The following is a 25,799-nucleotide window of genomic DNA, read 5'->3' on the forward strand; positions in this document are numbered from 1 at the left end:
CTTCATCGGCGAGGTGCAGGTGGCCGATAATCCGGGTCGTTGCGAGCCGGGAACAGGCGAGATGAACTGGCCCAACATCGCGAGAGCTCTGTTCGTCATGGGGTATCGCGGGCCGGTGGGTCTGGAAGCCTTTGCCCAAAACGATCCGGAGGCAGCGCTGGTGGCTTTCCGGCGGGCTTTTACCGTGTGAGCCATGCGGAGATGCTCATCGGCGCGATGCGGGGCGGGCGTCATAATCAAGGGCGCCCCTGTCCGACCATGCTTTCCGATCGAGCGCCGCTCGCAGATTCCTTTCAAGTTCACCTGACCTGCAGTGGAGGCTGATTATGGCCATGTATCAGAAGCGCCCTCATGTCGAGGATATCCGAAAGATGAAGAGGAATGGACAGAAGATATCCATGCTCTTCGTCAGCACGCCCGACGAGGCAGCCGCCGCTGCCGCGGCAGGCATTCACATGCTCTCCATCGAGGGCCGATACTTTGACCAGGAAATGCGACAGGCAGCCGGCGACTGTTTCGTTCAGGTCGGTCTGCCTTACGGCGGCTGGGGCAGCTTTGCTGGCCGTCCGCTCGCTACGGCAGAGGACTATCTGCGTGCGGCTTTCCACTTTGCTGGCATTGGTGGCGACGCCTTCTACTGCTCCGCGTCCTACGACATCCAGAAGGCGCTCTGCGACAACCACCTCCCTGTCGTCGGACATATCGGCCTGATCCCTTCGTACATCACCTGGACGGGTTGGCGCGCAGTCGGAAAGAGCGCGGAAGAAGCGATCCGCCTCTGGCGGCACACCCAGAAACTCGAGGAGATCGGTGTCTTCGGGGCGGAACTGGAAGTCGTGCCCGACCGGGTGGCGAAATTCCTGACCGAAAACTCGTCGCTGGTCATGCTTGGCATGGGTGCCGGCCAGTATGCGGATGCGCAGTATCTCTTCACGGAAGATGTCTGCGGCTACGGCAAGAACCACAAGCCGCGACACGGAAAGGTTTACCGAAACCTTGGCCCTGAACTGCAGAAGATTCAGGACGAGCGCGTGGCCGCCTTTAGAGAATACAAGACAGACGTCGATTCCGGTAGGTATCCCGGTGACGAGCATACCGTTCCGATTGGGGATGCCGAGTTCGACACGTTCATGCAAGCGGCCAAACGATGACCACCATGAGTATGGGGCTAAGTGATCTCTCACCGGGCGGTAGACAGTTCGTAGCTGGCAACAGTGCGACGCCAACGCTCGACGAAATCAAAATGCTGATTGCGAAGAGGGAACTCATACTTCCGGCGAAGTTGGAAGCTGTCGCCCGCGTGATGTTTGCGGAGCCGGATTATGTGGCTTTCGAGAATGCCGTCGCGATCGCGCGCCGGTGCCAAGTTTCCCCGCCAACCCTATCCCGCCTCGCGCCGCGCCTCGGCTTTAGGTCGTTCAAGGAAATGCAGAATTGCTTCCGCAGTCATTTCCTAAGTCGACGGAACCAGACATAACCGAGCTAACGCGCAAGCTGGTCGAGATTACGCTGGGTGCAAAGGTCTGTAACCCAATCATGCTGAAGGCAGACTTTCTGCTTTCGGCCAATTTCAGTCATCCCGATCGAGGCCAGTAGGGCCGTTCGTGCAGCAATACATGCTTTCAGGTAGCGGCGACTGCCAATATCTCCGACGTCCAGCAGGTTCGTCAAAGGTGCAAAGGCGCGAAATCGGCGCTGCCTTGTGGTGCAGGGAAAGGCGCACGTCTTGCCCCCGATAACGCCCTCGCAGGATAACTGGCCCGGGCCAAGGTGGCAACTTCGCGCAACTGTGTATGAAAGATGCTGGCATCAAAGGCGAGGCGGGCTCGGGTCAGGGCGTCGATGCCTTCACCAAAGGCTGGATCAAGATAGCGTTCTGGTGTGCTTACCCCTACACCGCCATTGACCGCCGGGTCAGCATCCCACTTGCCGCGTTGCCGGACCCCCACGAGCCGCCCGTTCGCCGCTTCACGATGGGCAGCGATGGCTTCGACCGTTCGATCGCCTTGCGACAGATCGACAAAAGCGATTATCCCTGCCGCCGCTCGGCAATCCGTGTATTTGCCGCAAGCACCATTGCTGCCTGCCCTACGGCGAATTCGGTGTCGCCGATTGAGCGCAGGTGCTCTGGGCCGAATAGCCGATCGGATAGGTCTTGAACTTCATCTTGGCCGGCTTATCGCCTTCGACTTCCGGCAAGCGACTGATCCCATGACGTTGCAGGCAGCGATGAGCACGTCAGGGTTGGAATCGTTGGCTGCAGCGCGTAGAGGCAATCGTCAAGCGGCAGCAAGGTGTGCCGCCGGAAGGCGACGATCACCGCCTCCTCCTCGATCGTGAGCACCGTCGAGGAGGGATTCCTCGGCCCCGTCGGCACATCGGCGACCGACGTCGGCCCCTTCCACTTGATGACCGTCTTCTGGTTGATCCCGTAGCGCTTGGCCAGCGCTCTCAGGCTCTCTTGACTATTTTGTATTGCTCGACGGACTGCCTCTGTCGTCGTGGCGCTGCCGTGTAGAACCTGGCCCATGGTGCCTCCTTCGATTCGGACGAAAAGAATGCACCATCAAAGCTCGGGATCAAACACCTAGCGCCCCCGCGCCGCGCGGCGGACGCTGTGAACCAGGATGACGAGGCAGCCCACCAGGAGGAGGATGCCGCCAGGCAATGGCGGCATTGCGAGAAACTCTACCGCCGCCGTCACCGCTGCAATCAGGATCAGCGCGAGCAACGCCAGATTGCCGTCGTCGATGAACATGCCGACGAATTCCCTTATGACAAGACGGACAATGTTCATCGGGCGAGCCCTCCGGCGGGATAGGCGCTGCGCAGCCAGCGGACGATGGTGTAGGACGCAAGCGCAACGATAGCGAAGATGGCGAGAAGGGCGAGATCCGCGCCCGGCCAGTCGGCACCGATGCCTTCGCCGGTCCAGAAGATGCCGAAGCTGGTCAGCATCAGCCCGACCACGAATTTGAGCGCATTTTCCGGCACGCGCGCCAGCGGCCGGTGCACGGCCAGGCCTATCAGCGTCACCAGCACGAACGCCGCCAAGGCGCCCAGGCTGGCGTAAAGCGTTTGCCCATGCGCGGCACCTACCGCAATGACGATGAACACCACCTCGACGCCTTCGAGCAGCACCGCCTTGAACGCCGCCACCCCGGCCAGATAGTCGGCCCGCCGGTCATTGGCCTGCCGGTGCAGGGCAGCGGTCTCCTTCGAGAAGGCCGCCTCCTCGTCATGCAGCGCGATGATGCCGGTGCTGCGCAGAATAGCCTTTCGCAGCCACCGCATGCCGAACAGGATCAACAGGACACCGACCACGAATTGCAAGGTTTCTATGGGAACGAGCGCCAGCAGTGGTCCGAACGCCAGCACCAGTGCGGCCAGAACCGCCAGCGCCAGCGCTGCGCCGGTCAGCGCCGGCCGCCAGCTGCGCGTCACCCCCACCGCAAGCACGATGGTGAAGGCTTCGACGACCTCCACGAAAGAAGCGAGAAAGGCGGTGGTGATGGTCGAAAGGATGGGAGTGAGACTGTGCATGAGGCATCCTGTATTTTCAATCTATTGCGGCTATGCGGTCCGGACCATACAGCGCTCGGTGGCAGGGGAAACGCAAGCGAAGCAGCGACCGGTGGCGCCTCGGGCCAATCGAGCCGCACGGCTGCGGCCCGCTGGCTCTGGAGACTTCAGTTAGGATAATTTCCGTTGTCGGAATTGTCGTCGTTGATGGCGAAGCCACTGCCGGTATCGACAAGGAGCGTCTGGTCGAGACTATCGAGCCGGCGCAGCAACTGCTGAGATTGGGCAGCCGGTATCTTGCCACGGTTCTCGGCGGCCGTTCTTTCGGCGGCCTGGGTGATATGGACTGCCCGCATGTGCAGCCTTTGCGCCTCGGTCGGCGTGATCGTGTTCTGCTGCCTTGCGTCAGCGATGCCTTGGTCCAAACCCTGCGCCTGATCGACAATCGAGGTCGGCGTCTCGTTGGCATAGGCGCTGGCGAGCGGAATAGCGATGAGAAGGGTGGTCAGGGTTGCTGCCTTGAGAGTCCTGAAAGAGCGCATGATTGCGCCTCCTTTTCTTAATGGGGAAAGCGGGCGATTGCTTCGCCTCGCGTTCCATCTGCGGGCCGTCCGGTTCCGTCGCGTCGCGATGAGTGGTTCATCGCCGGCGGTTCTCGGCCCACAACACAGCTAGGAATGCGCCGCGGCAGATTTTAATCATCAAAAGGATTGTCGTTCATGCCTTGTTGTATGCATCAGGGCGCCCTGCTGGGCACCGTCGCGGCGCTTTTCGGCGGACAGAAATGAGCCACGGCGCCATCCTCCCAAGCTGCAGGAGGGGGACACGAAGCGAAAACTCGGCTATGACCCCGGCTGTGTATAGACGAGGGGGCGAACGCCGCTTTGGTAGTCCTTTGCCGGCAGGGCCGGTTGCGGCCGTGCGTAGAACATCGGCTCGCGTGTATCGAGACCGGCGTCAGCGGTCTGCATCTTCATCTCGACCCCGGTGCCGTCGGCTTCCGCCTTGCCCATCGCATCTTGCAATTGTTGCGCGGCTTGCTGGCTCCATGGCAGCACATATGAGCGCGGCTCAGTCGAGCCGGGCGTGGTGAGCCATACGTAGATGGCTTCGTTCTCAACCGGGACGGCGCCCACCACCTGGGCTTTTGCCGTGTCACGCCACTCGAGCCCGAGCGGCTTGGGACGGCCAAGAAGCTCGCTCGCGCCGACATAGACGACAGTGATCAGCGCCAGGAAAATGCCGACCGAGAGGGTGCGGCGGGCAAAACCCGCATGCGGCAGGACGACGAAGATGAACGCGCCGAGCAGCAGGGCGAAGATGCCGGGAGCGATCATCATTGGGTGGCCGCCACGCGTAAGGGTTTGAAGATGCTGTTGATGCTGCCCGGCACCAGTTGGCCAGTCGAATCGAGCCGGAATCTCAAGGCGGTAAGCTCCTGGTTGGGCTTGCGTAGCTGGACCGTCGTTGTGGCCACCGGCGCTGACGACTTGGCATCGCGCTTTACATTGACGCTTATCTTCACCGGGACGGGATATGTGACGTTGACGCCGCGATACATGTGAACATTGACGATGTATTCGCCCGCGGGCGCGCCCCTGGAATAGGCCACTTCGTGGTTGGAGTCGGTCATGTCCTGCGCCATGCCGAGGTCGTCGCGCAGCAGATCGAACACCTTGCCGCTCTTGTTGGAGTAGCCGACCGGCACATCGCCGGGCGCCTGGACCCACAGATCGACATCGGCGTCGAGCTTGTCGGGCCACTGCGTCTCGACGGTGACGTTTCCCGGCGCCGTGACGCCATCGGTTTCACTCGCCTTGGCAGGCGGGTTCATCACCGTCATCATGAGCACGGTCATGAGGACGAAGCCGCCGAGCATCAGGAGAGCGGTGTCGAGCCAGACGATGAGAGTTTCCTCATCCATCGACGTTACCCAGCAGACGAAGGTTGATCTTTAGCCACAGGTTCGTGGCTATGCCGAGCAGCGTCGCATAGAGCGCGACATACATGCCGTCGATGACCGACGCGATCATCGGGCGGATCGCATTGGGGTCAGCCGAGCCGCCGGCGCGTGCCGCAGAGAAGGCGACGATGAGCCCAACCACGGTTCCGAGCAGCCCGATCCGCACCACATGGGTCGCCAGCCAATCGACATCGCGCCAGCGCCGGAAGAAGACGCACAAAATGCCCAGGGCACCGATGGCTGCGATCAACCAGCATAGGAACGCGTTGTTGCCGGCGAAGGGTTTGCCGGCAATACCGACGACCCAAAGCCCGACGATTCCAGCGGCGCCGATCGCCTGAAGAACGATGAACCGCGACAGAAATGCCTTTGGAGCGCCGTGGTCGGAGTGAGTTCCCGGCAGCCTGCGGGCAATGGGGTGCGATCCCAGGTCAGCTGCCTGCTCTGGCCATAGCTTCTGAGCAATCGCACCGGGCCACGACTTCTGCCGCGGTGCGCTTTCGCGGGAATAGATATCAACCATCTTGGCGTTCCTTCTTTTGCGACCCACACGTGATGCAGACGATCAGGCGCCGCGCTCGCCCTTGGCGCCGACACGCTTCAATTCTTCCCAGCCTTCGCCGACCGCGACGAGGCAGCTTGAGCCGTTCGGCCTGCTGATCATGATCGTCCATGTCGAGCCGTCGTCACTGGTCAGCACTTCAATGACTGAGCCGTCTTTGGCCAAACCGAGGGCAGAGGGCGCTTCATTGAATCGTTTGGAAAGTTGTTTCAGGAGTTCTGGCCGCGGGGCGCAAGGAGGCGATCCGGTCTCCGCCTTCACCGGTATGGCGGACATGGCGACCAGCATGACTGCTGCGCCCGTCATTTTGATATGCGTCAACTCAAAACGTGATTTAACCTGAACTTGGTTGGACATCGGGACCTCCGAATTTGGACGAAGGCTGGCCTCTCAGCGAGCCTGCAGTCGATTTCAACCTTCGTGCCAAGGGTGTACTTGTTCGCACCAGCTACAGATTTGCAGACTACTGCAGGTGCCGGGTGCCTTCCATTCTACCAGGGTTTACTCGGTTATCTGTTCAGTCTGGGAAACTCAAACCTTGGTATGAGCGAGATCAGCGATTCTGCCGGAAGGCAGGGGTGTCCTGAAGCGAAAGCGACGGCAGCTGTCGCCGCCGTCCGGCTCTTCTGCGGCCGCATGATGTTCGTCAGAGCCGATCCGCGTGAGACGCAGCAGGTGGTGTTCGACGCCCAGGACCGGGCGTTTACCTTCTTCGGCGGCACCTGCATCCAGTCGATGGCGGTCTCGTTTCGAGTTTGAGGACCTTTGTGATGATCTAGACCACTGGTAAAGCCCGGCAGGGCAACCCGCACGGCGCCCCGCTCGTCGGCTCAGTTCATCGGCTTCGTATGCTTTCCTGACACTTGCGAAGGACAGGCATTTCCCATGTGCTCATGCATAGAACCGCAAGAGGAGCACAAAAGGAGCAATCTTCGATAAGCGGCGCCTGGCTCGATGAATACAATCTGGGTGTCTGCAACGAGCAGTTCAGGGTGCTGACGAGAAAAAAGCAGAAAGTCTTGAACTCGTCCATCCACGGCGCCACCGTGCACGACAGTAAGATCGCCCGCAAAATCATTAAGTTGGTGCGCGACACCGAGTCGCCGTCGCTATTTCATCATTCCAGGGGCATCTATTATTTCGGCGTTCTTGCCGGGAAGCGCCGCGGATTGAGCTTCGATCCTGAGCTTTCTACGGGGGCGCGATGTTCCACGACACGGGACTCACCCATCAGCACCGCAGCGCGAGCGAGTGTTCGCTGGCGCCGACGTGGCCCGCGCCTTCCTGCGCGGCCATGGAATCTCCCACTCCAATATCAAAACCATCTGGACCGGCGTACCGGGATCATGCGTTGACGACGATCACTATAGGCAGCCCAGCGACTTGTTCGGAAAGATGAGCCCGGACCAATGGCACACGCTGTTCGACAATACAGTTCGCGCTGTCGGCGGGGCGGCGATGCAAATCCAGGTGCATCAGATCGCGAACTGCGCAAAGGGCGATCTCCAATATGGCGACGGCGTCGCGACTACGCGGGTTCACCTGGCCGCTGGAAAGCCGCTGACTCTGACCGGAAGATCGCATAGGATTTGAAGAACAAGAGGAACTGTGCGTGCGCTCATGCCAGCCTGCCGCCATCGGCAATGAGGTCAATCATAAAACGAGTCAGGGAGGGCCCTGACAACGGGGCTGAGAGGAGGCCCTGGTGACGGACCTTTCGGGCTATGTATTCTCGGCGTTGCGGGGAGGCGAGTTCACACTCTACCGCGGGTCGGGCGACGGCTTGGACCCGATCCTGCTGGTCGAGCCTATCGGGCAATACCCGTCGCGTGAGTCGATCAACCGGCTAGAGCATGAACATGACCTCAAGGCCGAACTGAACCCCGACTGGGCTGTCCGGCCGATAGACTTGTCCCGCCACGACGGCCACATGGCGTTGGTGCTCGAGGATCCCGGCGGCGAGCCGCTCGATCAGCTGCTCGGTCACCCCATGGATGTGACGCAGTTTCTGCGCATCGCGATCCCGCTTGCGGCCGCAATCGGCCAGATGCACATACGCGGGCTGATTCACAAGAACCTCAAGCCGGCCAACATCCTGGTGGACTTGGAAAGCGGCGGCGTCTGGCTCACCGGCTTCGGCATCGCCTCGCGTCTGCCGCGCGAGCGCCAGGCACCCGCACCTCCGGAAATCATTGCCGGCACGCTTGCCTACATGGCGCCGGAACAGACCGGCCGGATGAACCGCTCGATCGATGCCCGCAGCGATCTTTATTCACTCGGTATCACCTTCTACGAGATGCTCACCGGGACATTGCCGTTCACCGCAGCCGATCCGATGGAGTGGGTGCACTGCCACATCGCCCGGCAACCGGTGCCACCCGACGAGCGGGTCGCGGGCATCCCGAGGCCACTCGCGGCGATCGTGATGAAGCTGCTGGCCAAGACCGCCGAGGATCGCTACCAGACCGCCGCGGGCGTCGAGGCCGATCTCCGGCGGTGTCTCTCCGCATGGGAGGCGCATCGCCGGATCGACGCGTTCCCGCTGGGTGCCCAGGACGCGTCGGACCGGCTGCTGATCCCGGAAAAGCTGTATGGACGCGGAGCCGAGATCGATACGCTCGTCGTCGCGTTCGATCGGGTCATGACCCGCGGCGCGACAGAACTCGTGCTAGTGTCCGGCCACGCCGGCATAGGAAAGTCCTCGCTCGTCAATGAGCTGCACAAGCAACTAGTCCCATCGCGCGGTCTGTTTGCCGCCGGCAAGTTCGACCAGTACAAGCGAAATATCCCTTATGCGACGCTGGCCCAGGCCTTCCAGGGCCTTGTCGATCAGATCCTCAGCAAGAGCGACGTAGAGATGAGCCGATGGCGCTCCGCGTTGCTGGACGCGCTTGGCCCGAACGGCCAACTGATGGTCAATCTTATCCCGGAGCTTGCTCTCATTATCGGTGAGCAATCGCCAGTTCCCGAACTGCCGCCGCAGGACCGGCAAAATCGGTTTCAGTTGGTGTTCCGGCGGTTCCTCGGCGTGTTTGCCAGGCCAGAGCACCCGCTCGCGCTGTTCCTCGATGATCTGCAATGGCTGGACACCGCGACCCTTGATTTGATCGAACATCTTGTCACGCACCCGGAGGTGCGGCACCTGCTGCTGGTCGGCGCCTACCGGGACAATGAGGTCAGTCCCTCTCACCCGCTCGCACGGATGCTGGCGACGATCCGCGGAGCCGGGGGGCGGGTGCAGGAGATTCTGCTTGCTTCCCTCATGCCGGACGATGTGGAGCGGCTGCTTGCGGATGCGCTGCACATCGAGCCTGGGCGCGCGCGCTCCTTGGCCGCGCTGGTGTTCGAGAAGACCGATGGCAATCCGTTCTTTACGATCCAATTCTTGATGGCCCTGGCGGAGGAGGCGCTGCTAGCGTTCGATCCCGGCACGGAGGCCTGGACGTGGGACCTGCCGCGCATCAGCGCCAAAGGCTTCACCGATAACGTCGCGGATCTCATGGCCGCGAAGCTGAGCCGTCTGCCCCATGCGACTCAGAAGGCATTAGGACAGCTGGCCTGTCTGGGGAACGTCGCCGAGTCGCCTACGCTCGCTCTGGTGCACGGGGGGACCGAGGAAGCGATGCACGCGGCACTCTGGGAAGCGGTCCACGCCGGCCTCGTCCTCCGATCGGGCAGTACCTACACATTTCTCCACGACCGTATCCAGGAGGCGGCTTATGCGCTCATAGGCAAAGGCGAGCGTGCTATGGCGCATCTTCGGATTGGCCGATTGCTCGCGGCGCGGACCACGTCGGAAGAGCCGGAAGACAGCATCTTCGACATCGTCAACCAGTTCGACCGCGGCGCGGCGCTGATTACCGTGCCGGAGGAGCGCGAGCAGGTCGCCGAGCTCAACCTCATGGCGGGCAAACGTGCCAAGGCGGCAACCGCCTATGCCTCAGCGCTGCAGTATTTTGCCGCCGGCCGCGCTCTGGTGGTGGAGAACGAATGGGAACGGTGCTACCGGCTCACGTTCGACCTCGAACTCAACTGGGCTGAGTGCGAGTATCTATCCGGAGAGTTGGCCTCAGCGGAAGAACGTCTCTCGGTGGTGTCAACGCGCGCACGGACAACTGTTGACTCTGCTGCTGTCACCTGCGTGCGTATCAATCTCTACACGAACATGGACCAGAGCGACAGCGCCGTGGCCGTAGGCCTGGACTATCTCCAGCGGGTTGACGCCCAGTGGTCGCGGCACGCGACGGCGGAAGACGTCCGCCAGTCCTATGACCGATTGTGGCAGCGGCTCGGGTCTGGCTCGATCGAAGCACTGCTTGACCTGCCGCTGATGAGCGATCCGGATCGGCGCGCAACCATGGACGTGCTTACGGTCCTCACGTCGCCGGCCTTGTTCACCGACTTGAATCTTTTTCGCCTCGTCGTCGGTCGGATGGCGGCCCTCAGCTTGGAGCATGGCAACAGCGACGGATCATGCCTCGCCTATGCGTGGCTGGGCGGTATCCTCGGCACGTACTTCGGAGATTACCGGGCAGGGTTTCGCTTCGGCAGGCTTGGTTTGGATCTGGTCGAGAAGCGTGGGCTCGATCGCCTCAGTGCCCGCGTCTATCTGGTCTTCGCTGTCCACGTCGCGCACTGGACGCAGCAGTTGACGATCTGCCGCGTCTTCCTGCGACGCGCCTTCGACGCGGCGCAGAATGCCGGCGACCTTACTTATGCAGCATATAGCTGCATCGACGTGATCACGAATCGTTTCGCTTCTGGAGATCCGCTGGGTGAGGTCGAGCGAGAGGCCGAGAATGGGCTCGAATTCGCGCGCAAGGTGCGGTTCGGTCTGGCCGGCGACTGCATCACCGGGCAACTCAGGCTCGTCCGGATGCTCCGTGGTCTGACACCAGAGTTTACCTCCTTCAATGACGCGGAGTTCGACGAGGGCCGCTTCGAGCAACGTCTGGAGAACAATCCGGGGTTGGCCATTGGCGCTTGCTGGTACTGGATTCGCAAGCTGCAAGCGTGCGTCTATGCCGGCGACGGCACATCCGCTGTCGCGGCTGCATCGAAAGTTGCGCCGCTGCTTTGGACGGCGCCGACTCAATTCGAATTGGCTGAATACCATTTCTACGGGGCACTTGCTCGGGCGGCGCGTTGCGATACGACCTCAGCCGAGGAGCGGCAACAGCATCTGGAGGCGTTGGTAGCTCACGACAAGCAGATTGCGCTTTGGGCGAAGAACTGTTCGGAAACCTTCGCAAACCGCGCGGCACTGGTAGGCGCAGAGATTGCGCGCCTGGAAGGGCGAGACGCCGATGCGATGCGCTTGTACGAGCAGGCGATTCAATCGGCTCGGGAGAACGGTTTCGTGCAGAACGAGGGGCTGGCCCACGAGCTCGCCGCGCGGTTTTGCGCGGCGCGCGGCTTGGAGACGATAGCCCACGCCTATCTGCGGAACGCAAGGTACTGCTATCTCCGCTGGGGTGCCGAGGGCAAGGTACAGCGGCTCGAGCGATTGCACCCGCACCTCCGCGAGGAATCGGCTCGGCAGCCTCCCACCGCCACCTTTGGCGCCCCCATCGAGCAGCTGGACGTCGGTACGGTCGTCAAGGCCTCGCAAGCGGTGTCCGGCGAGATCGTCCTGGGCAAGCTCATTGAAACCCTGATGACGATTGCGCTCGAGCATGCAGGCGCCGAGCGTGGCCTGCTCATTCTACTGAGGGGCGGCGAGCCGCAGATCGTGGCGGAGGCTATCACCAGCCACGGCAGAATCGAGGTCTCTGTTCGAGAGATGGCCGTAAATCCGTTGGCACTCCCCCGATCCGCGCTTCACTACGTGATCCGGACACGGGAGAGCGTGGTCCTTGATGACGCTTCGGTCAGCAACTTGTATTCGGACGACGAGTACGTCCGGCAAAAGCACCCCAGGTCCGTCCTCTGCCTGCCCGTCGTCAAACAAACGAAGCTTGTCGGCGTACTCTATCTTGAGAACAACCTGACGCCGTACGCCTTCACGTCGAGCCGGGTGGCGGTGCTGGAATTGCTGGCCTCGCAGGCCGCGATTTCGTTGGTAAATGCCCGCCTCTATTTTGAAGTGCAACGGGAAAACACCGAACGCGAGCGCGCCGAAGATGCCCTGCGGCGGAGCCAGGCCTATCTGACCGAAGCGCAGAGATTGAGCCGCACCGGCAGCTTCGGCTGGAGCATCGCCACCGGCAAGATCATCTGGTCGGATGAGACATTCAGGATCTTTGGATATGACAAGGCTCCTTCGGCCACCATCGACATGGTCGTTCAGCGTACCCATCCGAACGATCGTGCTTCCGTGCAACAGACCGTCGACCGGGCGGCCAGAGACGGGAAGGATTTCGATCATGAATATCGATTGCTGATGCCGGATGGCTCATTGAGGTATGTCCACGCCGTGGCTCACGCGGTAAAGGACGCATCGGGCAACATCGAGTTTGTTGGCGCGGTGACGGACGTCACTGCAACCAAACAGGCCGAGGAGGCGCTGCGGCAATCGCAGATGGAGTTGGCGCATGTCACGCGCGTGACAACCTTGGGCGAGCTGACCGCCTCGATCGCCCATGAAGTCAACCAGCCGCTCGCCGCCATCGTCACCAATGGCGAGGTGTGCCTGCAATGGCTCGACCGTGAGGTACCGGACCTGGCCGAGGTGCGCGAGGCTCTTGGTGACATGATCAACAATGGCAAGCGGGCAGGCGAAATCATCCAGCGACTTCGCGCGCTTTCCAGGAAGACCGAAACCCAGAAGGTAGCGCTGAACATCAACGATGCGATCAGCGAGGTGATCCCGCTGGTGCAGCAGGAGGTGATCAGCCATCGGGCGTCGCTGCACCTGGACCTGGCGCCGACGCTGCCGGCCGTGCTCGGTGACCGCGTGCAACTGCAGCAGGTGATCATCAATTTGATCGTCAACGGCATGGAGGCCATGGCGTCCGTGACCGACCGGCCACGCGAGCTGGTGGTCCGGTCGCAACTGGACAATAGCGGCCAGGTGCTTGTCGCGGTCGAAGACTCGGGCGTTGGCATCGAGCCCGAGAACGTGAACAAGCTCTTCAACGCCTTCTTCACGACCAAGCCCAGCGGAATGGGCATGGGGCTGTCGATCTGCCGCTCAATCATCGAGGACAACGGCGGCACGTTGTGGACGTCGCGCAATGAGGGGCCGGGCGCTACGTTTCAGTTTGCCTTGCAATCGCATCACGAGGGTCTGCCCGTGACTCAGCCGACGCAGATGGCGAGGGCGCCGGCGGCGAGGAACTGATTGTCGTCATCGTCCAATGAGACTTTATTCTGCGGGAAGCTTTCCCTTACGATCGACCTGCGCACGGAGACTTTCGACTCTGCAGCACTTTCTAGCTCTTTGGCGAAGGTCAAAGGTCCCATATCGTGGACCTTGTTGGTGCGACGAAGCTGAAGCTCCGCGGGCAAACAATCCGCACCAATTCCGGTTGCCCGGACATTTTCGTGATTGGCCATGGCGACCGCAAATCGGAGCGGGGTAGGGCATCGGCGCACAAACAGAATCCTGATCCATGCATCCCGCGCTCGGCCGACCGTCGGACATATTCGAACCCCTGCTGATAATCGCAAGAAGAAACCAGCCGCCGCAACCGAGACAAAGCCTTTCGACAAACCGGCATTTATAAGCGCCAAATGTCCCTTGATGGCGGGCCTGATCGGTCGACTTTTTGAGCGCACTCTTGGCTGGCGCGACGCTTGGGGCATCAGCGGCATGCGCGCTAGCCTGCCGTTCCTGATCCCTGCATGCCGAGAAGCGAGGTAAGGAAATGAGACTCGGATTCACCGAACTAAGACGCATTGGCCTCGGTAGGGCAGCGAACCTGTTGAAAGGCCCTCATGACGTGACGCCCCACAACCGGACGCGCTCGAAAGCGGGAATGCTCGTCGCGTTCAGCCGTGGCGCGCCCAACGGATGTATGCAAGACATCGCATGTTCCGCTCGATGAACGCTCAAGAAGCATTCTTGGCACCGAGCGAAGTAGACAAGTCCGCGTCGCTTCGAGCCGCGGATGCCGAGTTGAAAGAACTTCGGTCGATCGGCATCGACGTGGAAAGCGCCAACGAAGGCGTTAGCGAAGTCGAAGAAGGCGGTTTCTGGAGGCGCAACCGTCCGCGCTTCCTCGCCCTGGCTGTGGTTGCCGTGGTGGCACTTGCGGTGCTGGCACTCAATCGCATTCTGGTCGACGTCAACTACGACGACCTCATCGTTGCGATACAAGACACTTCATGGCTGAATATCGGCCTCTCGTTGCTCTTCACCACATTCAGCTTTGCTGCCCTCTCGATCTATGACCGGCAAGCGCTCGCCCTCGTGGCGCATAAGGTGCCGTTCAACTATGTGGCCCTGACCAGCTTCTGCGCATATGCAGTAGGTAACGTAGCCGGTTTCGGTCCCTTGACCGGCGGAACGATCCGTTACCGCTTCTATTCGCCTCTCGGTGTGTCGCCGGAGGACGTTTCGCGCATCGTCGGATATGTCACGGCGGCATTTGGCTTCGGTCTCCTGTTCGTAACCGGGCTTGGCCTCCTGATGGCAGACGCAAAGCTTGCTGCGCTGGTCGGCCTGCCGGCGATTGCGGTGCGCGTGGCCGCTATCGCGATCCTGCTTTTCGTCAGCGCGGTGTTCATCGCAGCGACGGTCGGTCCGAAGCAGGTGACAGTTTTCGGGCGCACTGTCGCTCTTCCAGGTCCGAAAGCGCTGGCTCTGCAACTCGCCGCGACAGTTTCGGATCTGATTGCTTCGGCGCTTGTCTTGTGGGTCTTGCTTCCTGCTGGTGCGATCGACTTCCCCTCGATGCTGTCCATTTACTCCGTGGCAATCGCGCTCGGCATACTGAGCCACGTACCTGGCGGTGCCGGTGTTTTCGAGGCAGTCATCCTCGGCGCGCTCGGCACTACGGTGTCGCTCGATGGAGTGGTGGGAGCGTTGGTTCTCTACCGCGTGATCTACTATGTGATGCCGTTGGCGGTGGCGGTGATCGTCCTCGCGGTCACGGAGGTCAGGCGCGCAGCAGTGGCGAGTTCGGCTCTCGCGCGGGGGACGGTAGCACTGGTGCCGCTCGTTCTGTCGGCCTTTGCCGTGGTGCTCGGTGCGATGCTCGTCTTCTCGGGTGCCACGCCCGCTTCCGGCCAGAAGCTGGATTGGCTGCAATCCGCATTTCCGCTTCCGGTCGTCGAGGCAGGTCACTTCATTGCCAGCATTCTCGGCCTCCTCATGATCCTGGCCGGTCGTGGGCTCGTGCATCGGCTCGACGGCGCGTGGTGGCTGACGGTCGTGCTTGCGGCGAGCTCGATCGTGCTCGCCTTCGTCAAGGGCTTTGAGGTCGGCGAGGCAGTGCTGCTTGCCATCCTTTTCGTAACGCTCTTGTTGACCCGCAACATCTTCAGCCGGCCCGCCTCGCTCATCGAGGATAGGCTGTCTCCCGGATGGTGGCTTTGCGTCGGCACCATCCTCGCGCTCGCCCTGGCGATATTGTTCTTCGTGTACAAGGACGTCGGCTATTCGCATGAGCTATGGTGGCAGTTCGAATTCACCGCAACCGCACCACGAAGCCTCCGGGCTCTGCTCGGCGTCGGCCTGAGCGCCGGGTGCGCAGCTGTCTGGCTGCTGACCCGCGCGCCGGCGGGCCGAAGCGCTCGACCGACTGCGGACGAGCTACGTGCTGCCATCTCGATCATCGACAACCAGCCCCTGGCAGATGCCAATCTCGTGCGGACCAGCGACAAGAGCCTGCTTTTTTCCGGCAATGATGACGCCTTCCTGATGTACCGCAAACGAGGGCGTTCGTGGGTTGCCTTGTACGGTCCAATCGGCAATCCCGCCGCTCATTCGGAATTGGTCTGGCGTTTCGTCGAGCTGGCGAGGCGGCATGGGGGGCGCGCAGTGTTCTACGAAGTGCCGGGGGAGAGCCTTTCCATATACGCCGATGCCGGCCTTTCGGCGTTCAAGCTCGGAGAGGAGGCGCGGGTCGGGCTGGAGTCCTTCGATCTCAAGGGTTCCCGGCGCGCCTCGATCCGGACGGCGCTTAACAAGGCCGAACGTGACGGCATCGTGTTCGAGCTCTTGCCCGTCGACCGTATCGGCGAATCGATGGACGAGCTTGAGCGCGTCTCCGCAGCGTGGCTCGCCGAGCACGCGGTGCGCGAGAAGGCCTTTTCACTGGGCGCTTTCGAGCGCGGATACATCGCCACTCAGCCAGTCGCCGTATTGAAGCGGCAGGGCCGCATCCTCGCCTTCGCCAATGTCATGACGACGGCTGAGAAGCAGGAAGCGACGGTCGATCTCATGCGCTTCGATCCGGAAGCGCCGAACGGCAGCATGGAAGTCCTCTTCGCGCGCCTGCTCATGCATTTCAAGCAAGAGGGGTACAAATGGTTTTCGCTGGGCATGGCGCCCCTTGCCGGGCTCTCCGGGAATCCGGCCGCACCGATCTGGCACCGCGTCGGCAGAGCCGCCTATGACCACGGAGAAGCGTTCTATAACTTTCGGGGTCTGCGTGCCTTCAAGAACAAATTCGATCCGATCTGGACGGCCCGCTACATGGCGGTGGCCAGCGGCTTGAGTCCATTGCTCGCGATCGCCGACGTCACGGTCCTGATCGGCGGCGGAATTCGCGGAGTGATTTCCAAGTGAGGCCCCTGTGGTTTCGCCTCGGCTTGGCAGCGACCATCGGCGCGACCGCCTTCACCGTGTACTGGATGCGCCCCGAGCCGCTGCCCGATACCGATACCTTGGCGATCGCCGACCTTGTGAAGCCGCAACAGGCTGCCAAAGGCATAGTGTTCCTCTTCTCAGGCGTGGACGGGTACACCGTGGGTGATGCTCAGACCGCTCGCGAGTTCGCGGCGGCCGGCGCGCTGGTGGTCGGCATCGATCTGCGCAAGAGCTTTGCCAAAGTGCAATCGGAGTCCGATTGCGTCTATTTCGTTTCCGATATCGAAGAGCTAAGTCAGTTGATCCAACGCTCTGCTGGCGCGCAGACCTATCTCAATCCCATCATTGCGGGGACCGGCGCCGGCGGTTCGATGGTGATGGCAATCATGGGGCAGTCGCCGGACGCGACGATCGGACGTGCAGTCGCCGTCGATCCAAAGGCGGATTTGCCGCTTCCGCAGGAGCTCTGCAGCGATGCTCCTCACCTTCGGGCCGCGAACGGGCAGGGCTGGATCTACGGCCTGCAGGAAGGCACGCTGCCCGCACCGATCACCGTCGTCCAGACGCCGAAGGCAGATCCGGCAGGGCAGGCCCACGTCTCCGATTTGATCGCCCAAGGATTTCCGATCGATCATGTCACAGCAGCGGGGGAGACGATGGCGTTGACTGCTGCTGTAGAACACGCTCTCACGCAATCGGCTGCGCCGGCCGGCGATGCGTTGGCAGATCTACCGATGGCCGTGCTTCCTGCAGTGGCCAGTCACGACACCATGGCGATCGTGTTGTCGGGTGACGGAGGCTGGCGCGACATTGATAGCGAAGTGGGAGTAGCGCTCTCGCAAGCGGGCGTGCCAACCGTCGGGATCGATTCGCTGCGCTATTTCTGGACGCGCAAGCCGCCCGAGACGATCGCCGCGGACCTGACCAGAATCATTGAGCACTTCACCAAGACCTGGAAGGTCCAGCGTGTAGCATTGATCGGCTATTCGTTCGGGGCTGACGCGCTCCCTGCGGCTTACAACCAATTGCCTCCGGCAGAAAGGAATCGCGTCTCCCTGATTTCTTTGCTGGCGCTGAGTTCTTCGGCGGAGTTCGAGCTTGACGTCAGCGGCTGGCTCGGAATGGACGGAGACACTTCGCACCCGACACTTCCCGACGTTGCGAAAATTCCCGCGTCGATCCTTCAATGCGTTTACGGTGCGGACGACGACGAAAGCGTCTGCGCCAAACTCGCCGGCAGCGGCGCCGACGTCGTCATGATGGACGGCGGACATCACTTTGATGATGACTATGCGGCGCTGGCCAACCGCATAATCGCACGGATACGCTGACCGAATCCCGGCTCGCCAGTCAGCGGCCGTCGCTGACGGGGCACCGCGACTGGGCGGGCAGCATCGGGTGACGCTGAAATGCGTGGATCCCCCAGCGCACCAGGCCGGCCGATTTCATCCCAGTCCGCTGAACATCAGTCGCGACCGCCAGTCTGGCACCACGTCCACCGATGGGTACGCTCTGCGAACCCAAGGGGTGATAACCGCAAGGACGGACCAGCCGCCGCAAAGGCGGCAAAGCCTTTGCACAAACCTGCGGGTATTTTGCTGCTGAGCATGATGGAAGGCGGCCTGGGGAGCAAGCAAATGAACGTCGGATTGGGCGGTTGGCGCGGCGATGGCTGCGAACCTGTTGAAAGCTGGCCACGATGTGACCGTCTACAACCGGACCCATTCCAAGGTCGAAGCCACGGTTTGTTGGCCGTCGCAGTTTGCGGCGGAAAATAACAAGGAGACTGCAATGGATTGCAATCTAGAATTGTTGTGGATTCCATCCACCAGCGCCGGCGTTATCATATCGATCTGTCTCGCCGGTACTGTCGCGACTGCCACTGCCCAGGACACCGTGGCGACCATCGTGGCCGACCAGGTGCGAAGCCAAGGCTTCGCTTGCAAAAATCCAAGCTCAGCGGAGCGCATTGAAGCTGAGTCCACCCCCAATCAGACCGTCTACCTGCTCCAGTGCGAGGGCATAACCTACCACGTGCTTTTGATTCCAGATCAAGCAGCTGACGTGGCCAAAGTTGACTGAAGCCCTGTGCGGGACGAAAGGGAACGGCCTCCAGCGAGGATGCACTTCCACAATCGATGATCAAATTTTCTTGAAAAACGCTGCATCGGCCCGCAAGTTAACCTACGTAGTCTTGCAACGAAAAGTATAATTCAGAACTAACCAGCAATAGCTTAACTGAATCGGCTTGATCGAAAGCTCGCCAGCGAGGCTAGCGCGTCCGATCGGCCATACGCCGGATAGACGCTTCCGCACGAAGAACACGCCACGGCGCCTGGATCAAGGCCTCGCACGGATCGCGACCATGTCAATTTCTAACGTCCTTCGCAGGCACCGCGCCGTGCTGCTTTTCTCCGCTGTGGTAGTAGCGCCGTTCGCCGTTGGGGTCGCTCTGAACGCGAGCTTCGCCGATACGGAAACGGGCTCCTCCCAGGTCGCCTCCGCCACTCCTGCTTCAACCACCTCCTATGCTCCGATCGTTGCGGCCGATAAGCCGGCGGTAGTGACCATCACCTCGATCATGAAAGCTTCACCGGCGCCCGATGACCAAACCGAGTCTTCCGACGGCGGCTCGCCGTCCGACGAGCAGTTGCCTCAATTCTTCGACGATCGGGGTATCCCGGCGCCCAAGGCGCCGCCGCAAGGAGCGACGCAATTGGCAGAGGCCCTCGGCTCCGGCTTCATTATCAGTTCAGATGGCACCATCGTCACCAACAACCATGTCATCGACGGAGCTTCCGACATCAAGGTGACGCTTGACGATGGAACGGAGCTCCCGGCAACCCTTGTCGGCCGAGATGCAAAGTCGGACCTCGCGGTCCTGAAGGTAAAGGCTGGGAAGCCCCTTCCCACTATTGCCTGGGGTGATTCCGACAGGCTTAGGGCAGGCGACCCGATTCTGGCGATCGGCAATCCGTTCGGCATCGGAACGACAGTCACTGCGGGAATCGTTTCCGCCCGCGGGCGCGATCTTCACAGTGGTCCGTACGACGATTTCCTGCAGATCGACGCACCGATCAACCACGGTAATTCGGGTGGGCCCCTTGTCGACACCAACGGCACTGTCGTGGGTATCAACACCGCGATCTATTCGCCCAATGGCGGCAGCGTTGGCGTCGGATTTGCGATCCCTTCCCATGAGGCTGAACAGATCGTCGCCAAGCTGGTGAAAAGCGGTTCGATCGAACATGGGTTGCTCGGCATCGTGATGCAGCCGGTCACACCGGACCTCGCAAACGCCCTCGGCCTGCCAACGCCCGAAGGTGCATTGGTCGCTCATGTCGGCGATGGATCGCCTGCCGCCCATGCAGGCATCGAGACCGGCGACGTCATCACCGGATTTTCCGGCCAAACCATCAAGGAGCCCAAGACCCTGTCTCGAGCTGTGGCGGATCTCGTACCGGGAAAGAGGGAGGCGCTGTCCGTTTGGCGCAATGGGAAGACAGTTGCGCTGTCGGTGGTCATTGGCGGCAACGACGACAGTGTCAAGCCGATATCCGCAACCAACTCTTCGCAGCCGGTGCATTCCAGTTTTCCAACACTCGGTCTAGCGCTTGGTGACCTCAATCAAACCGTTCGCCAAGCCTTGAATGTGTCTTCGCGCGTGCGTGGTGCCGTGGTGGAGGGGATCGATCCCGACCAGCCGGCAGCCACCACCGGCATTGCATTGGGCGACGTCATCGTCGCGGTCAATCACATGCCGGTGAAGACTGCGAAGGAGACAAGTCAGGCCATTAGTGCCGCGGCAAAATCCAGCAAGAAGTCGGTGCTGCTGCTGATTGAGCGCGGCGAACAGCAGACATTCATCGCATTGCCGTTCGGCAAGGGCTAGTTCGCCGTGATGGTGGCATGCTCGTCGGGACGGGGGCAAAATCCTACAAGCTCACCTGATCCCGGCAACCGCCCCGGCGCGCAGGCATTCGAACAAGGTCACCGTCGTGAAAGCAATCACATTCTCCCGCTTCGGCGCACCCGATGCGCTGGTGGTCGCAGACATTCCTGACCCTAAGCCCGGCCATGGCGAGGCGCTGGTTCGGGTCGAAGCCGCTTCGGTCAATCCGAGCGACGTGAAGAACGTGGCGGGTGCGATGTCGCAAACCACCCTGCCGCGCGTTCCGGGACGGGATTTCGCGGGCGTCGTGGAGGTCGGACCGGATGAATGGATCGGCATGGACGTGTGGGGCAGCGGCAATGCCGGATTCACCCGCGACGGAAGCCATGCGCAATACATCATCGTTCCTGTCGCCAGCCTGCGCCGCAAGCCGGAAAGATTGAGTTTCGACGAGGCTGCATCGGTCGGCGTGAACTACCTTGCAGCGCATCGCGGCTTGGTGGATGCGGGCGCGCTGCGCAGCGGCGAGACACTCGCGATCATTGGGGCGGGTGGTGGGGTCGGGAGTGCCGTGGCCCAAATCGCGCGGCGCATGGGGGCAAGCAAGATCGTTGGCGTGGATCGGTCCGCCCCCGACCTAGCCTCGGCAATCGCAAGGGCAACGGACGCATTCATTGCCGGGGCATCGGACACTGCAGCCGCCGTGCGTGATGCGCTCGGCGGCAGAGGCGCAGACTTGGTGTTCGATGCCGTGGGGGGCGTCATGTTTGGCACATCGTTGGCCTGCCTCGCGCCGCAGGGACGCCTTATCGAGATAAGCGCGACCGGTCAGCGGGAGGTGACATTCGACGTCGCGGGCTTCTATCACAATGAGAGCCGGATTTTCGGCGTGGATACCTTGAAGCTGGACCTGACCGCTGCCGGCGCCATCCTGGAGGGGCTGCGGCCTGGCTTCGAAGATGGTGACTACCGGCCGCCCTTCATTGCCGGAACATTCCCGCTGGTTAACGCGGCAGCGGCCTATCAATCCGTGGCGGATGGACAGGCCGGACGGATCGTGCTGCGACCGCAGGGATGAACCGCATGCTCTCGGCCGCACTTTCAATCATCGCCGGGTTGGCCGTCGGGGTAGGCTATGGCCTGTGCGGGATACGTTCCCCGGCGCCACCGGCGATTGCCCTTTCGGGCTGCTCGGGATGCTGGCAGGGGAACGCGGCGTCCTTCTGGCCCGACACCATTTCGGCAACCAGCTTTACGATGCCTCGCCTGCCCAGGCGCCCGCAAATCTGTCCGACCATCGAACGCCCGAAACACTGAGAGAGTGAACCATGCAGGCGCAGAGTCAAGACGAGACGCAAGCAACGCACAGTCTCTTTGGAACTTTTGTCGTGCCCGCGATCCCTGCGCCACAGGTTGAGGCCGCCTCGCAAACCGATCCGGCTTTTTGAACGTAAGAACCGTCCACGCTAACAGGAGTCTCAGCAAATGACAGAGAACAAAAAAATAGCTTTGCGCACCCGGCGACCGTCGGGCATAACCGACCTCTCTTCGGACGCAACCCGCGATATCAGCGCGGGACTTAACGGCCTGCTGGCCGACGTCTTTGCCCTTTACCTAAAGACGAAAAACTTTCACTGGCACATGAGCGGTTCGCATTTTCGCGACTATCATCTCCTGCTTGATGAGCATGGTGATCAGATCTACGCAATGACCGATCCGATCGCCGAGAGGGTCCGCAAAATTGGCGGCACCACACTGCGATCCATCGGGCAAATTGTGCGGACTCAGCGCATCGCCGACAATGATGCCGAATACGTCGAGCCGCAGGATATGCTTGACGAGTTGAGGGACGACAATCTACGCCTCACGTCGGCGATGCGCGAGGTACATAATACCTGCGACAATTACCATGACGTAGCAACGGCTAGCCTTCTTGAGGTCTGGATTGACGAGACCGAGCGGCGCACGTGGTTTCTCTACGAAATGTTGCACCGTGCCAGCGCGTGGGCTTGAAGTTCAGTTTTACGGACGAAATTCGACACCCATACTTATTTATACACAAAACTATACCTTGATATATTACAGATTTCTGCAGATCGACCCTAGATATTCGATGAAGGCCAGGAACTGAGACGAAAATCACGTTTGAGCGTTCCTGAGAGCCTGTAACCGGAATGCGCGGTCGATAAATAGCCGCCTTCCTCATCGAAAAGGACTTGTAATCATGCGTTCTATCACTTTGAAGGCAGCGCTTGCCGCGATGATCATCACCGTTCCGCTCTCCGGGGCCTTTGCCGCCTCGCATGACGGTGGCCACGGTGGCCGCCATGAGGGCAGCGGCGCTTACGGCGACTTCGCTCAGAAGCGCTGGTTTGACGGCATTGACTCGTTTCACCACTACAACACGCCTCTGGGCGTCAGGCACTACGACAGCCCCTACAATCGCTAAAAAGCAGGCGCCAGCGCCTGGTCTTGGCACCCGCCGCTGCGTTGTAGCGGCGGGTGTTGTCGCGCCAGGATTTATCCCGAGCGAGTTCGTCGAGTTGTGCTTGGTATTTGGTAGGTCGGAATTTAGCCTATCGGCTTGCAAGGTCGGCTCATTGGCGACTGTCCCGGACCAGCCGCGACCTGTCTCCTTGGATGTCCCGCACTTGCGACAGCCGTTTGCAGCCGGCTGTATTTCTGGTGAACCGTGATGGGCTTCTGGCCCGCGCTGCAGTCTTCAGTTTCGAAATCCGCCTTTCAATTCAACGGGCTCGCTTTGCCAGCGCCCCGCGACGTTCGCGTGGCCTTGGCGAAGACTGCCTTTCGCCTGGCCGATGCATTTTGAGACAGCCGGGTGATGAACGCCGGCGTTGGTATCCAAGACGCCGCCTTGCGGAGCCTTGAAACATCCAGCCGGACTTGGCGGGAACAAACCGCCAGTTCGACGGCGGTGAAACTATCTTGGGATACACTCTCGAACTACGCAAATCCCAGCCAAACCGGGCGGTCCAGGGCCTATCCGAGGCTCCGCTGGTAAGCACTCGGAGTAAGGCCGGCCACCTTTCGAAAAGCGGCCGTGAATGAGCTGGTTTCGCTGTATCCGACAGTCAATCCGATGTCCGTCACCGAATGAGCGCGCGTCGCGAGAAGACTTTTGGCATGCTCGATTCGACGGCTGGTGTGATACCGATGCGGAGGCACACCAAATGACAGCTTGAAGGCGCGGCAGAAATAGTACGGGCTCAACCGGGCAAGCTGCGCGAGAGTGGCCAGCGGTATCGGTTCGCCCAAATGCGCATCGATATGCGCCGTTACTATCCGCTTCTGCCAAGCCGCGAGTCCGCCTCGAAGCTGAGGTTCGGCTCTCGGCGTCCCTTTGTGAAAACGGACCAGTTCATGAGCCAGGACGATACCCAGCGCTTCCAGGTACCGCTGATTCTCCAGGTTTGGGCTTTCGAGCGACCTCATCAGTTTGAGGGCTGTGCCCAGAAGCGTTGCATCCTCAAAGAAAAGCTTCGCCACGAACGTCATATCTGCCGTGTCCGCGTTGAACGGAACTTGCAGCTTGGCAGGATCAAAATAAATGAACATGAGACGCGCAGACGTCCGCGGCTCATGCCATTCAAGGTATTCGCGGCCGGCGGGCACGAAGGTGAGCTTGCGACCAAAATCCAGAAGTTTCGATCGGGATAAACCTTCGACGAAGGTATCACCGTCTCGCCGCGCGCCTTGTTCATAGACCACCAGTAAGTGCATGGGCGCGCGAAACCGGAACTCGAATTTGTCATGACCTGCAGCTTGGACTACCTCAGCAACTATCCCATCCGAAATCGCCGTGCGACTACTCACAGCGTCGGCTGAAGATATCTCGACGCGGTAATCGGCCACGTCGACGGTCCGGCGCCCGAACTGCGCGTACGCCGCGGAGCTGGCACGTTGTGCCTTTCTGCCGTTGAATGGAGCGCGCCAATCTCCCACCAAAAGTGGGCCGGTTTGCTGCAATCGCGGCGCATTGCCCGCAAAGGTCGTAATCGCAAGTGCATCGATGTCGCTGGGGGCAGAATTCGTCAACATGGCTTGGCGCACATCCTTCGGGCTATCCCATCTGATGTCAGCGTAAAGCGCCGGTGATGATTTACTCCATTCTACATCCGTAGGCGGCCCTAGAGTGTTGGTTTGAACTGCTCATACTTTGGTTTGGGATTGGACGGCGCAGTCGATAGTAGTGCTGCCATCATTTGTACAGTTGCGACGATGCCATACTTTTGCCCCGCAACTCGACCGGTCATTTCAGACCGGCGTCCTTGGCTGCAAGACCGCCGATCGCCGACCAGTCGAGCTTGTCGCCGCCACTAGCCAGCAGGGTAAGAAACCGGTCGCGGAGAAGGCTGGCGATCGGCATCGGCACGCGCAAGTCCTCGGCAGCCGCAAGGGCAAGCCGAATATCCTTGGAGCCAAGGGGTGCTGCGAACGCGGCCGGTTCGAAAATTCCGTCGGCGATCAGTCCGCCATAGACTTTGTAGACCGGGAGGCCAAACAGGGTCGAGGTCAGAAAGTCGGCATATTGCCGCCGGTCGAGACCGGCTTTGCCGATCAGCGCCATTGCTTCGCCGAGCGATTCGATAACCGAAGCGAACAGGAAGTTGCCGCTGAGCTTTACCAAATTGGCAAATTTCGGAATCTCGGAGACGATGAAAGTGTGTCTCCCGATTGCATCGAGGAGCGGTGCAACTGCCTTGACATCATCCGGCGCACCGGCGGCGGCGACAACAAGTTGGCCCGCCGCCGCCACATCAGGGCGGCCGAACACTGGCGCCGCCACAAAACGCTGCCCCGCCTTGGCGTGGGCCGCGGCAAGCCGTTCGGACAATGCGACACTAATGGTGCTCGACGAAACATGGATCGCGCCGACCGACAGGCTATGGATTGCGCCACCGTCGCCGAACACCACGTCCTCGACGGCCTCGTCGTTTGCCAGCATGGTCAGGACGATATCGCCGTGACAGGCGTCTGACATATTGGCCGCCGCTTTCGCTCCCAGCGTGACCAGCGTTTCGACTTTCGCGCGTGTCCGATTGTAAACGGTCACATCATGCCCCGCTTTCAAGAGGTTGGTCGCCATGCCGGCGCCCATATGCCCTAACCCGATAAACCCGACTTCCATATCTCTGCCAGCTCC

Annotated in this window: 24 protein-coding genes and 1 pseudogene; 14 read left to right on the forward strand and 11 right to left on the reverse strand. The window is 61.0% G+C overall.

Annotation, left to right across the window (positions count from 1 at the left end):
• From NKJ08_RS28685 to NKJ08_RS28695, 3 genes are all read left to right on the forward strand, one after another.
• The coding region (locus tag NKJ08_RS28685) for a TIM barrel protein (protein WP_352784512.1) at positions 1 to 190 on the forward strand (190 nt) is incomplete at its 5' end.
• A 136-nt stretch (positions 191 to 326) separates the two neighbouring features.
• Positions 327 to 1,151, forward strand: a complete 825-nt coding sequence (locus tag NKJ08_RS28690) for a 3-methyl-2-oxobutanoate hydroxymethyltransferase (RefSeq protein WP_352784515.1) — start codon at positions 327 to 329, stop codon at positions 1,149 to 1,151.
• Between the two features lie 642 nt (positions 1,152 to 1,793).
• The gene (locus NKJ08_RS28695; RefSeq protein ID WP_352780743.1) at positions 1,794 to 2,159 is read left to right on the forward strand and encodes a hypothetical protein; all 366 of its coding nucleotides are present in this window, start codon (positions 1,794 to 1,796) and stop codon (positions 2,157 to 2,159) included.
• Here the strand turns inward: NKJ08_RS28695 and NKJ08_RS28700 are convergent.
• The 8 genes and pseudogenes from NKJ08_RS28700 to NKJ08_RS28735 all read right to left on the reverse strand — a co-directional run.
• Positions 2,137 to 2,530, reverse strand: a pseudogene (locus NKJ08_RS28700) (transposase family protein); the annotation flags it as partial. The gene NKJ08_RS28695 and the pseudogene NKJ08_RS28700 sit on opposite strands and share 23 nt — an antisense overlap.
• 57 nt (positions 2,531 to 2,587) lie before the next feature.
• Positions 2,588 to 2,797, reverse strand: coding sequence for a hypothetical protein (locus NKJ08_RS28705; protein WP_352532511.1), 210 nt, complete (start codon positions 2,795 to 2,797; stop codon positions 2,588 to 2,590).
• Entirely contained in the window at positions 2,794 to 3,543 is a 750-nt protein-coding gene (locus NKJ08_RS28710; RefSeq protein ID WP_352780735.1) for a COG4280 domain-containing protein, read from the reverse strand. Before NKJ08_RS28710 ends, NKJ08_RS28705 begins: the two co-directional genes overlap by 4 nt.
• Positions 3,544 to 3,689: 146 nt before the next feature.
• Positions 3,690 to 4,064, reverse strand: a complete 375-nt coding sequence (locus NKJ08_RS28715) for a hypothetical protein (protein WP_352532507.1) — start codon at positions 4,062 to 4,064, stop codon at positions 3,690 to 3,692.
• Between the two features lie 300 nt (positions 4,065 to 4,364).
• A complete protein-coding gene (locus NKJ08_RS28720; protein WP_352784520.1) occupies positions 4,365 to 4,862 on the reverse strand; it encodes a hypothetical protein in 498 nt (165 codons plus the stop codon).
• Positions 4,859 to 5,446 carry a DUF2135 domain-containing protein gene (locus NKJ08_RS28725; protein WP_352784523.1) on the reverse strand — a complete coding sequence of 196 codons (588 nt, stop codon included), beginning with the start codon at positions 5,444 to 5,446 and terminating at the stop codon, positions 4,859 to 4,861. The genes NKJ08_RS28720 and NKJ08_RS28725 overlap by 4 nt, the downstream gene beginning before the upstream one ends.
• Entirely contained in the window at positions 5,439 to 6,008 is a 570-nt protein-coding gene (locus tag NKJ08_RS28730) for a MotA/TolQ/ExbB proton channel family protein (RefSeq protein ID WP_352532502.1), read from the reverse strand. Before NKJ08_RS28730 ends, NKJ08_RS28725 begins: the two co-directional genes overlap by 8 nt.
• Before the next feature lie 42 nt (positions 6,009 to 6,050).
• Positions 6,051 to 6,404 carry a hypothetical protein gene (locus NKJ08_RS28735; RefSeq protein ID WP_352532500.1) on the reverse strand — a complete coding sequence of 118 codons (354 nt, stop codon included), beginning with the start codon at positions 6,402 to 6,404 and terminating at the stop codon, positions 6,051 to 6,053.
• A 186-nt stretch (positions 6,405 to 6,590) separates the two neighbouring features.
• Here NKJ08_RS28735 and NKJ08_RS28740 point away from each other — a divergent pair, with 186 nt between their 5' ends.
• The 3 genes from NKJ08_RS28740 (at position 6,591) to NKJ08_RS28750 (ending at position 13,329) form a co-directional block, all read left to right on the forward strand.
• Positions 6,591 to 6,806, forward strand: a complete 216-nt coding sequence (locus tag NKJ08_RS28740) for a hypothetical protein (RefSeq protein ID WP_352780741.1) — start codon at positions 6,591 to 6,593, stop codon at positions 6,804 to 6,806.
• Positions 6,807 to 7,298: 492 nt separating this feature from the next.
• On the forward strand, positions 7,299 to 7,640 hold the full coding sequence (locus NKJ08_RS28745; RefSeq protein ID WP_352784526.1) for a catalase-related domain-containing protein: 342 nt from the start codon (positions 7,299 to 7,301) through the stop codon (positions 7,638 to 7,640).
• Positions 7,641 to 7,752: 112 nt separating this feature from the next.
• On the forward strand, positions 7,753 to 13,329 hold the full coding sequence (locus NKJ08_RS28750) for a trifunctional serine/threonine-protein kinase/ATP-binding protein/sensor histidine kinase (protein ID WP_352784528.1): 5,577 nt from the start codon (positions 7,753 to 7,755) through the stop codon (positions 13,327 to 13,329).
• Here NKJ08_RS28750 and NKJ08_RS28755 read toward each other — a convergent pair.
• Positions 13,287 to 13,802 (reverse strand): hypothetical protein, encoded by a 516-nt coding sequence (locus NKJ08_RS28755; RefSeq protein WP_352778353.1) that lies wholly within the window; start codon positions 13,800 to 13,802, stop codon positions 13,287 to 13,289. The two genes, NKJ08_RS28750 and NKJ08_RS28755, sit on opposite strands and share 43 nt — an antisense overlap.
• A 304-nt stretch (positions 13,803 to 14,106) precedes the next feature.
• On the opposite strand from NKJ08_RS28755, the gene mprF reads away from it, so the two are divergent.
• From mprF to NKJ08_RS28795, 8 genes are all read left to right on the forward strand, one after another.
• Positions 14,107 to 16,722, forward strand: a complete 2,616-nt coding sequence (gene mprF / locus NKJ08_RS28760) for a bifunctional lysylphosphatidylglycerol flippase/synthetase MprF (protein WP_352784531.1) — start codon at positions 14,107 to 14,109, stop codon at positions 16,720 to 16,722.
• A gap of 23 nt (positions 16,723 to 16,745) precedes the next feature.
• Positions 16,746 to 18,074, forward strand: coding sequence for a virulence factor family protein (locus NKJ08_RS28765; protein WP_352784534.1), 1,329 nt, complete (start codon positions 16,746 to 16,748; stop codon positions 18,072 to 18,074).
• A 337-nt stretch (positions 18,075 to 18,411) separates the two neighbouring features.
• Entirely contained in the window at positions 18,412 to 18,825 is a 414-nt protein-coding gene (locus NKJ08_RS28770) for an NAD(P)-binding domain-containing protein (protein WP_352784536.1), read from the forward strand.
• A 283-nt stretch (positions 18,826 to 19,108) separates the two neighbouring features.
• Positions 19,109 to 20,635, forward strand: a complete 1,527-nt coding sequence (locus NKJ08_RS28775; protein ID WP_352778361.1) for a DegQ family serine endoprotease — start codon at positions 19,109 to 19,111, stop codon at positions 20,633 to 20,635.
• 151 nt (positions 20,636 to 20,786) lie between these two features.
• Positions 20,787 to 21,713, forward strand: a complete 927-nt coding sequence (locus tag NKJ08_RS28780; protein WP_352784539.1) for a quinone oxidoreductase family protein — start codon at positions 20,787 to 20,789, stop codon at positions 21,711 to 21,713.
• Between the two features lie 5 nt (positions 21,714 to 21,718).
• A complete protein-coding gene (locus NKJ08_RS28785; RefSeq protein WP_352778365.1) occupies positions 21,719 to 21,952 on the forward strand; it encodes a DUF1427 family protein in 234 nt (77 codons plus the stop codon).
• A 168-nt stretch (positions 21,953 to 22,120) separates the two neighbouring features.
• Positions 22,121 to 22,648: a Dps family protein gene (locus NKJ08_RS28790; RefSeq protein WP_352526935.1), complete on the forward strand. Its 528-nt coding sequence runs from the start codon at positions 22,121 to 22,123 to the stop codon at positions 22,646 to 22,648.
• Positions 22,649 to 22,859: 211 nt separating this feature from the next.
• Positions 22,860 to 23,084, forward strand: coding sequence for a hypothetical protein (locus NKJ08_RS28795; RefSeq protein WP_352778366.1), 225 nt, complete (start codon positions 22,860 to 22,862; stop codon positions 23,082 to 23,084).
• A gap of 551 nt (positions 23,085 to 23,635) precedes the next feature.
• Here the strand turns inward: NKJ08_RS28795 and NKJ08_RS28800 are convergent.
• Both NKJ08_RS28800 and NKJ08_RS28805 read right to left on the reverse strand, forming a co-directional pair.
• Positions 23,636 to 24,694, reverse strand: a complete 1,059-nt coding sequence (locus tag NKJ08_RS28800; protein WP_352526933.1) for a helix-turn-helix transcriptional regulator — start codon at positions 24,692 to 24,694, stop codon at positions 23,636 to 23,638.
• Between the two features lie 211 nt (positions 24,695 to 24,905).
• Positions 24,906 to 25,784 (reverse strand): NAD(P)-dependent oxidoreductase, encoded by an 879-nt coding sequence (locus tag NKJ08_RS28805; RefSeq protein WP_352784544.1) that lies wholly within the window; start codon positions 25,782 to 25,784, stop codon positions 24,906 to 24,908.
• Positions 25,785 to 25,799: the final 15 nt, after the last annotated feature.

Source organism: Mesorhizobium sp. M0244 (assembly GCF_040321795.1).
Taxonomy (GTDB): domain Bacteria; phylum Pseudomonadota; class Alphaproteobacteria; order Rhizobiales; family Rhizobiaceae; genus Mesorhizobium.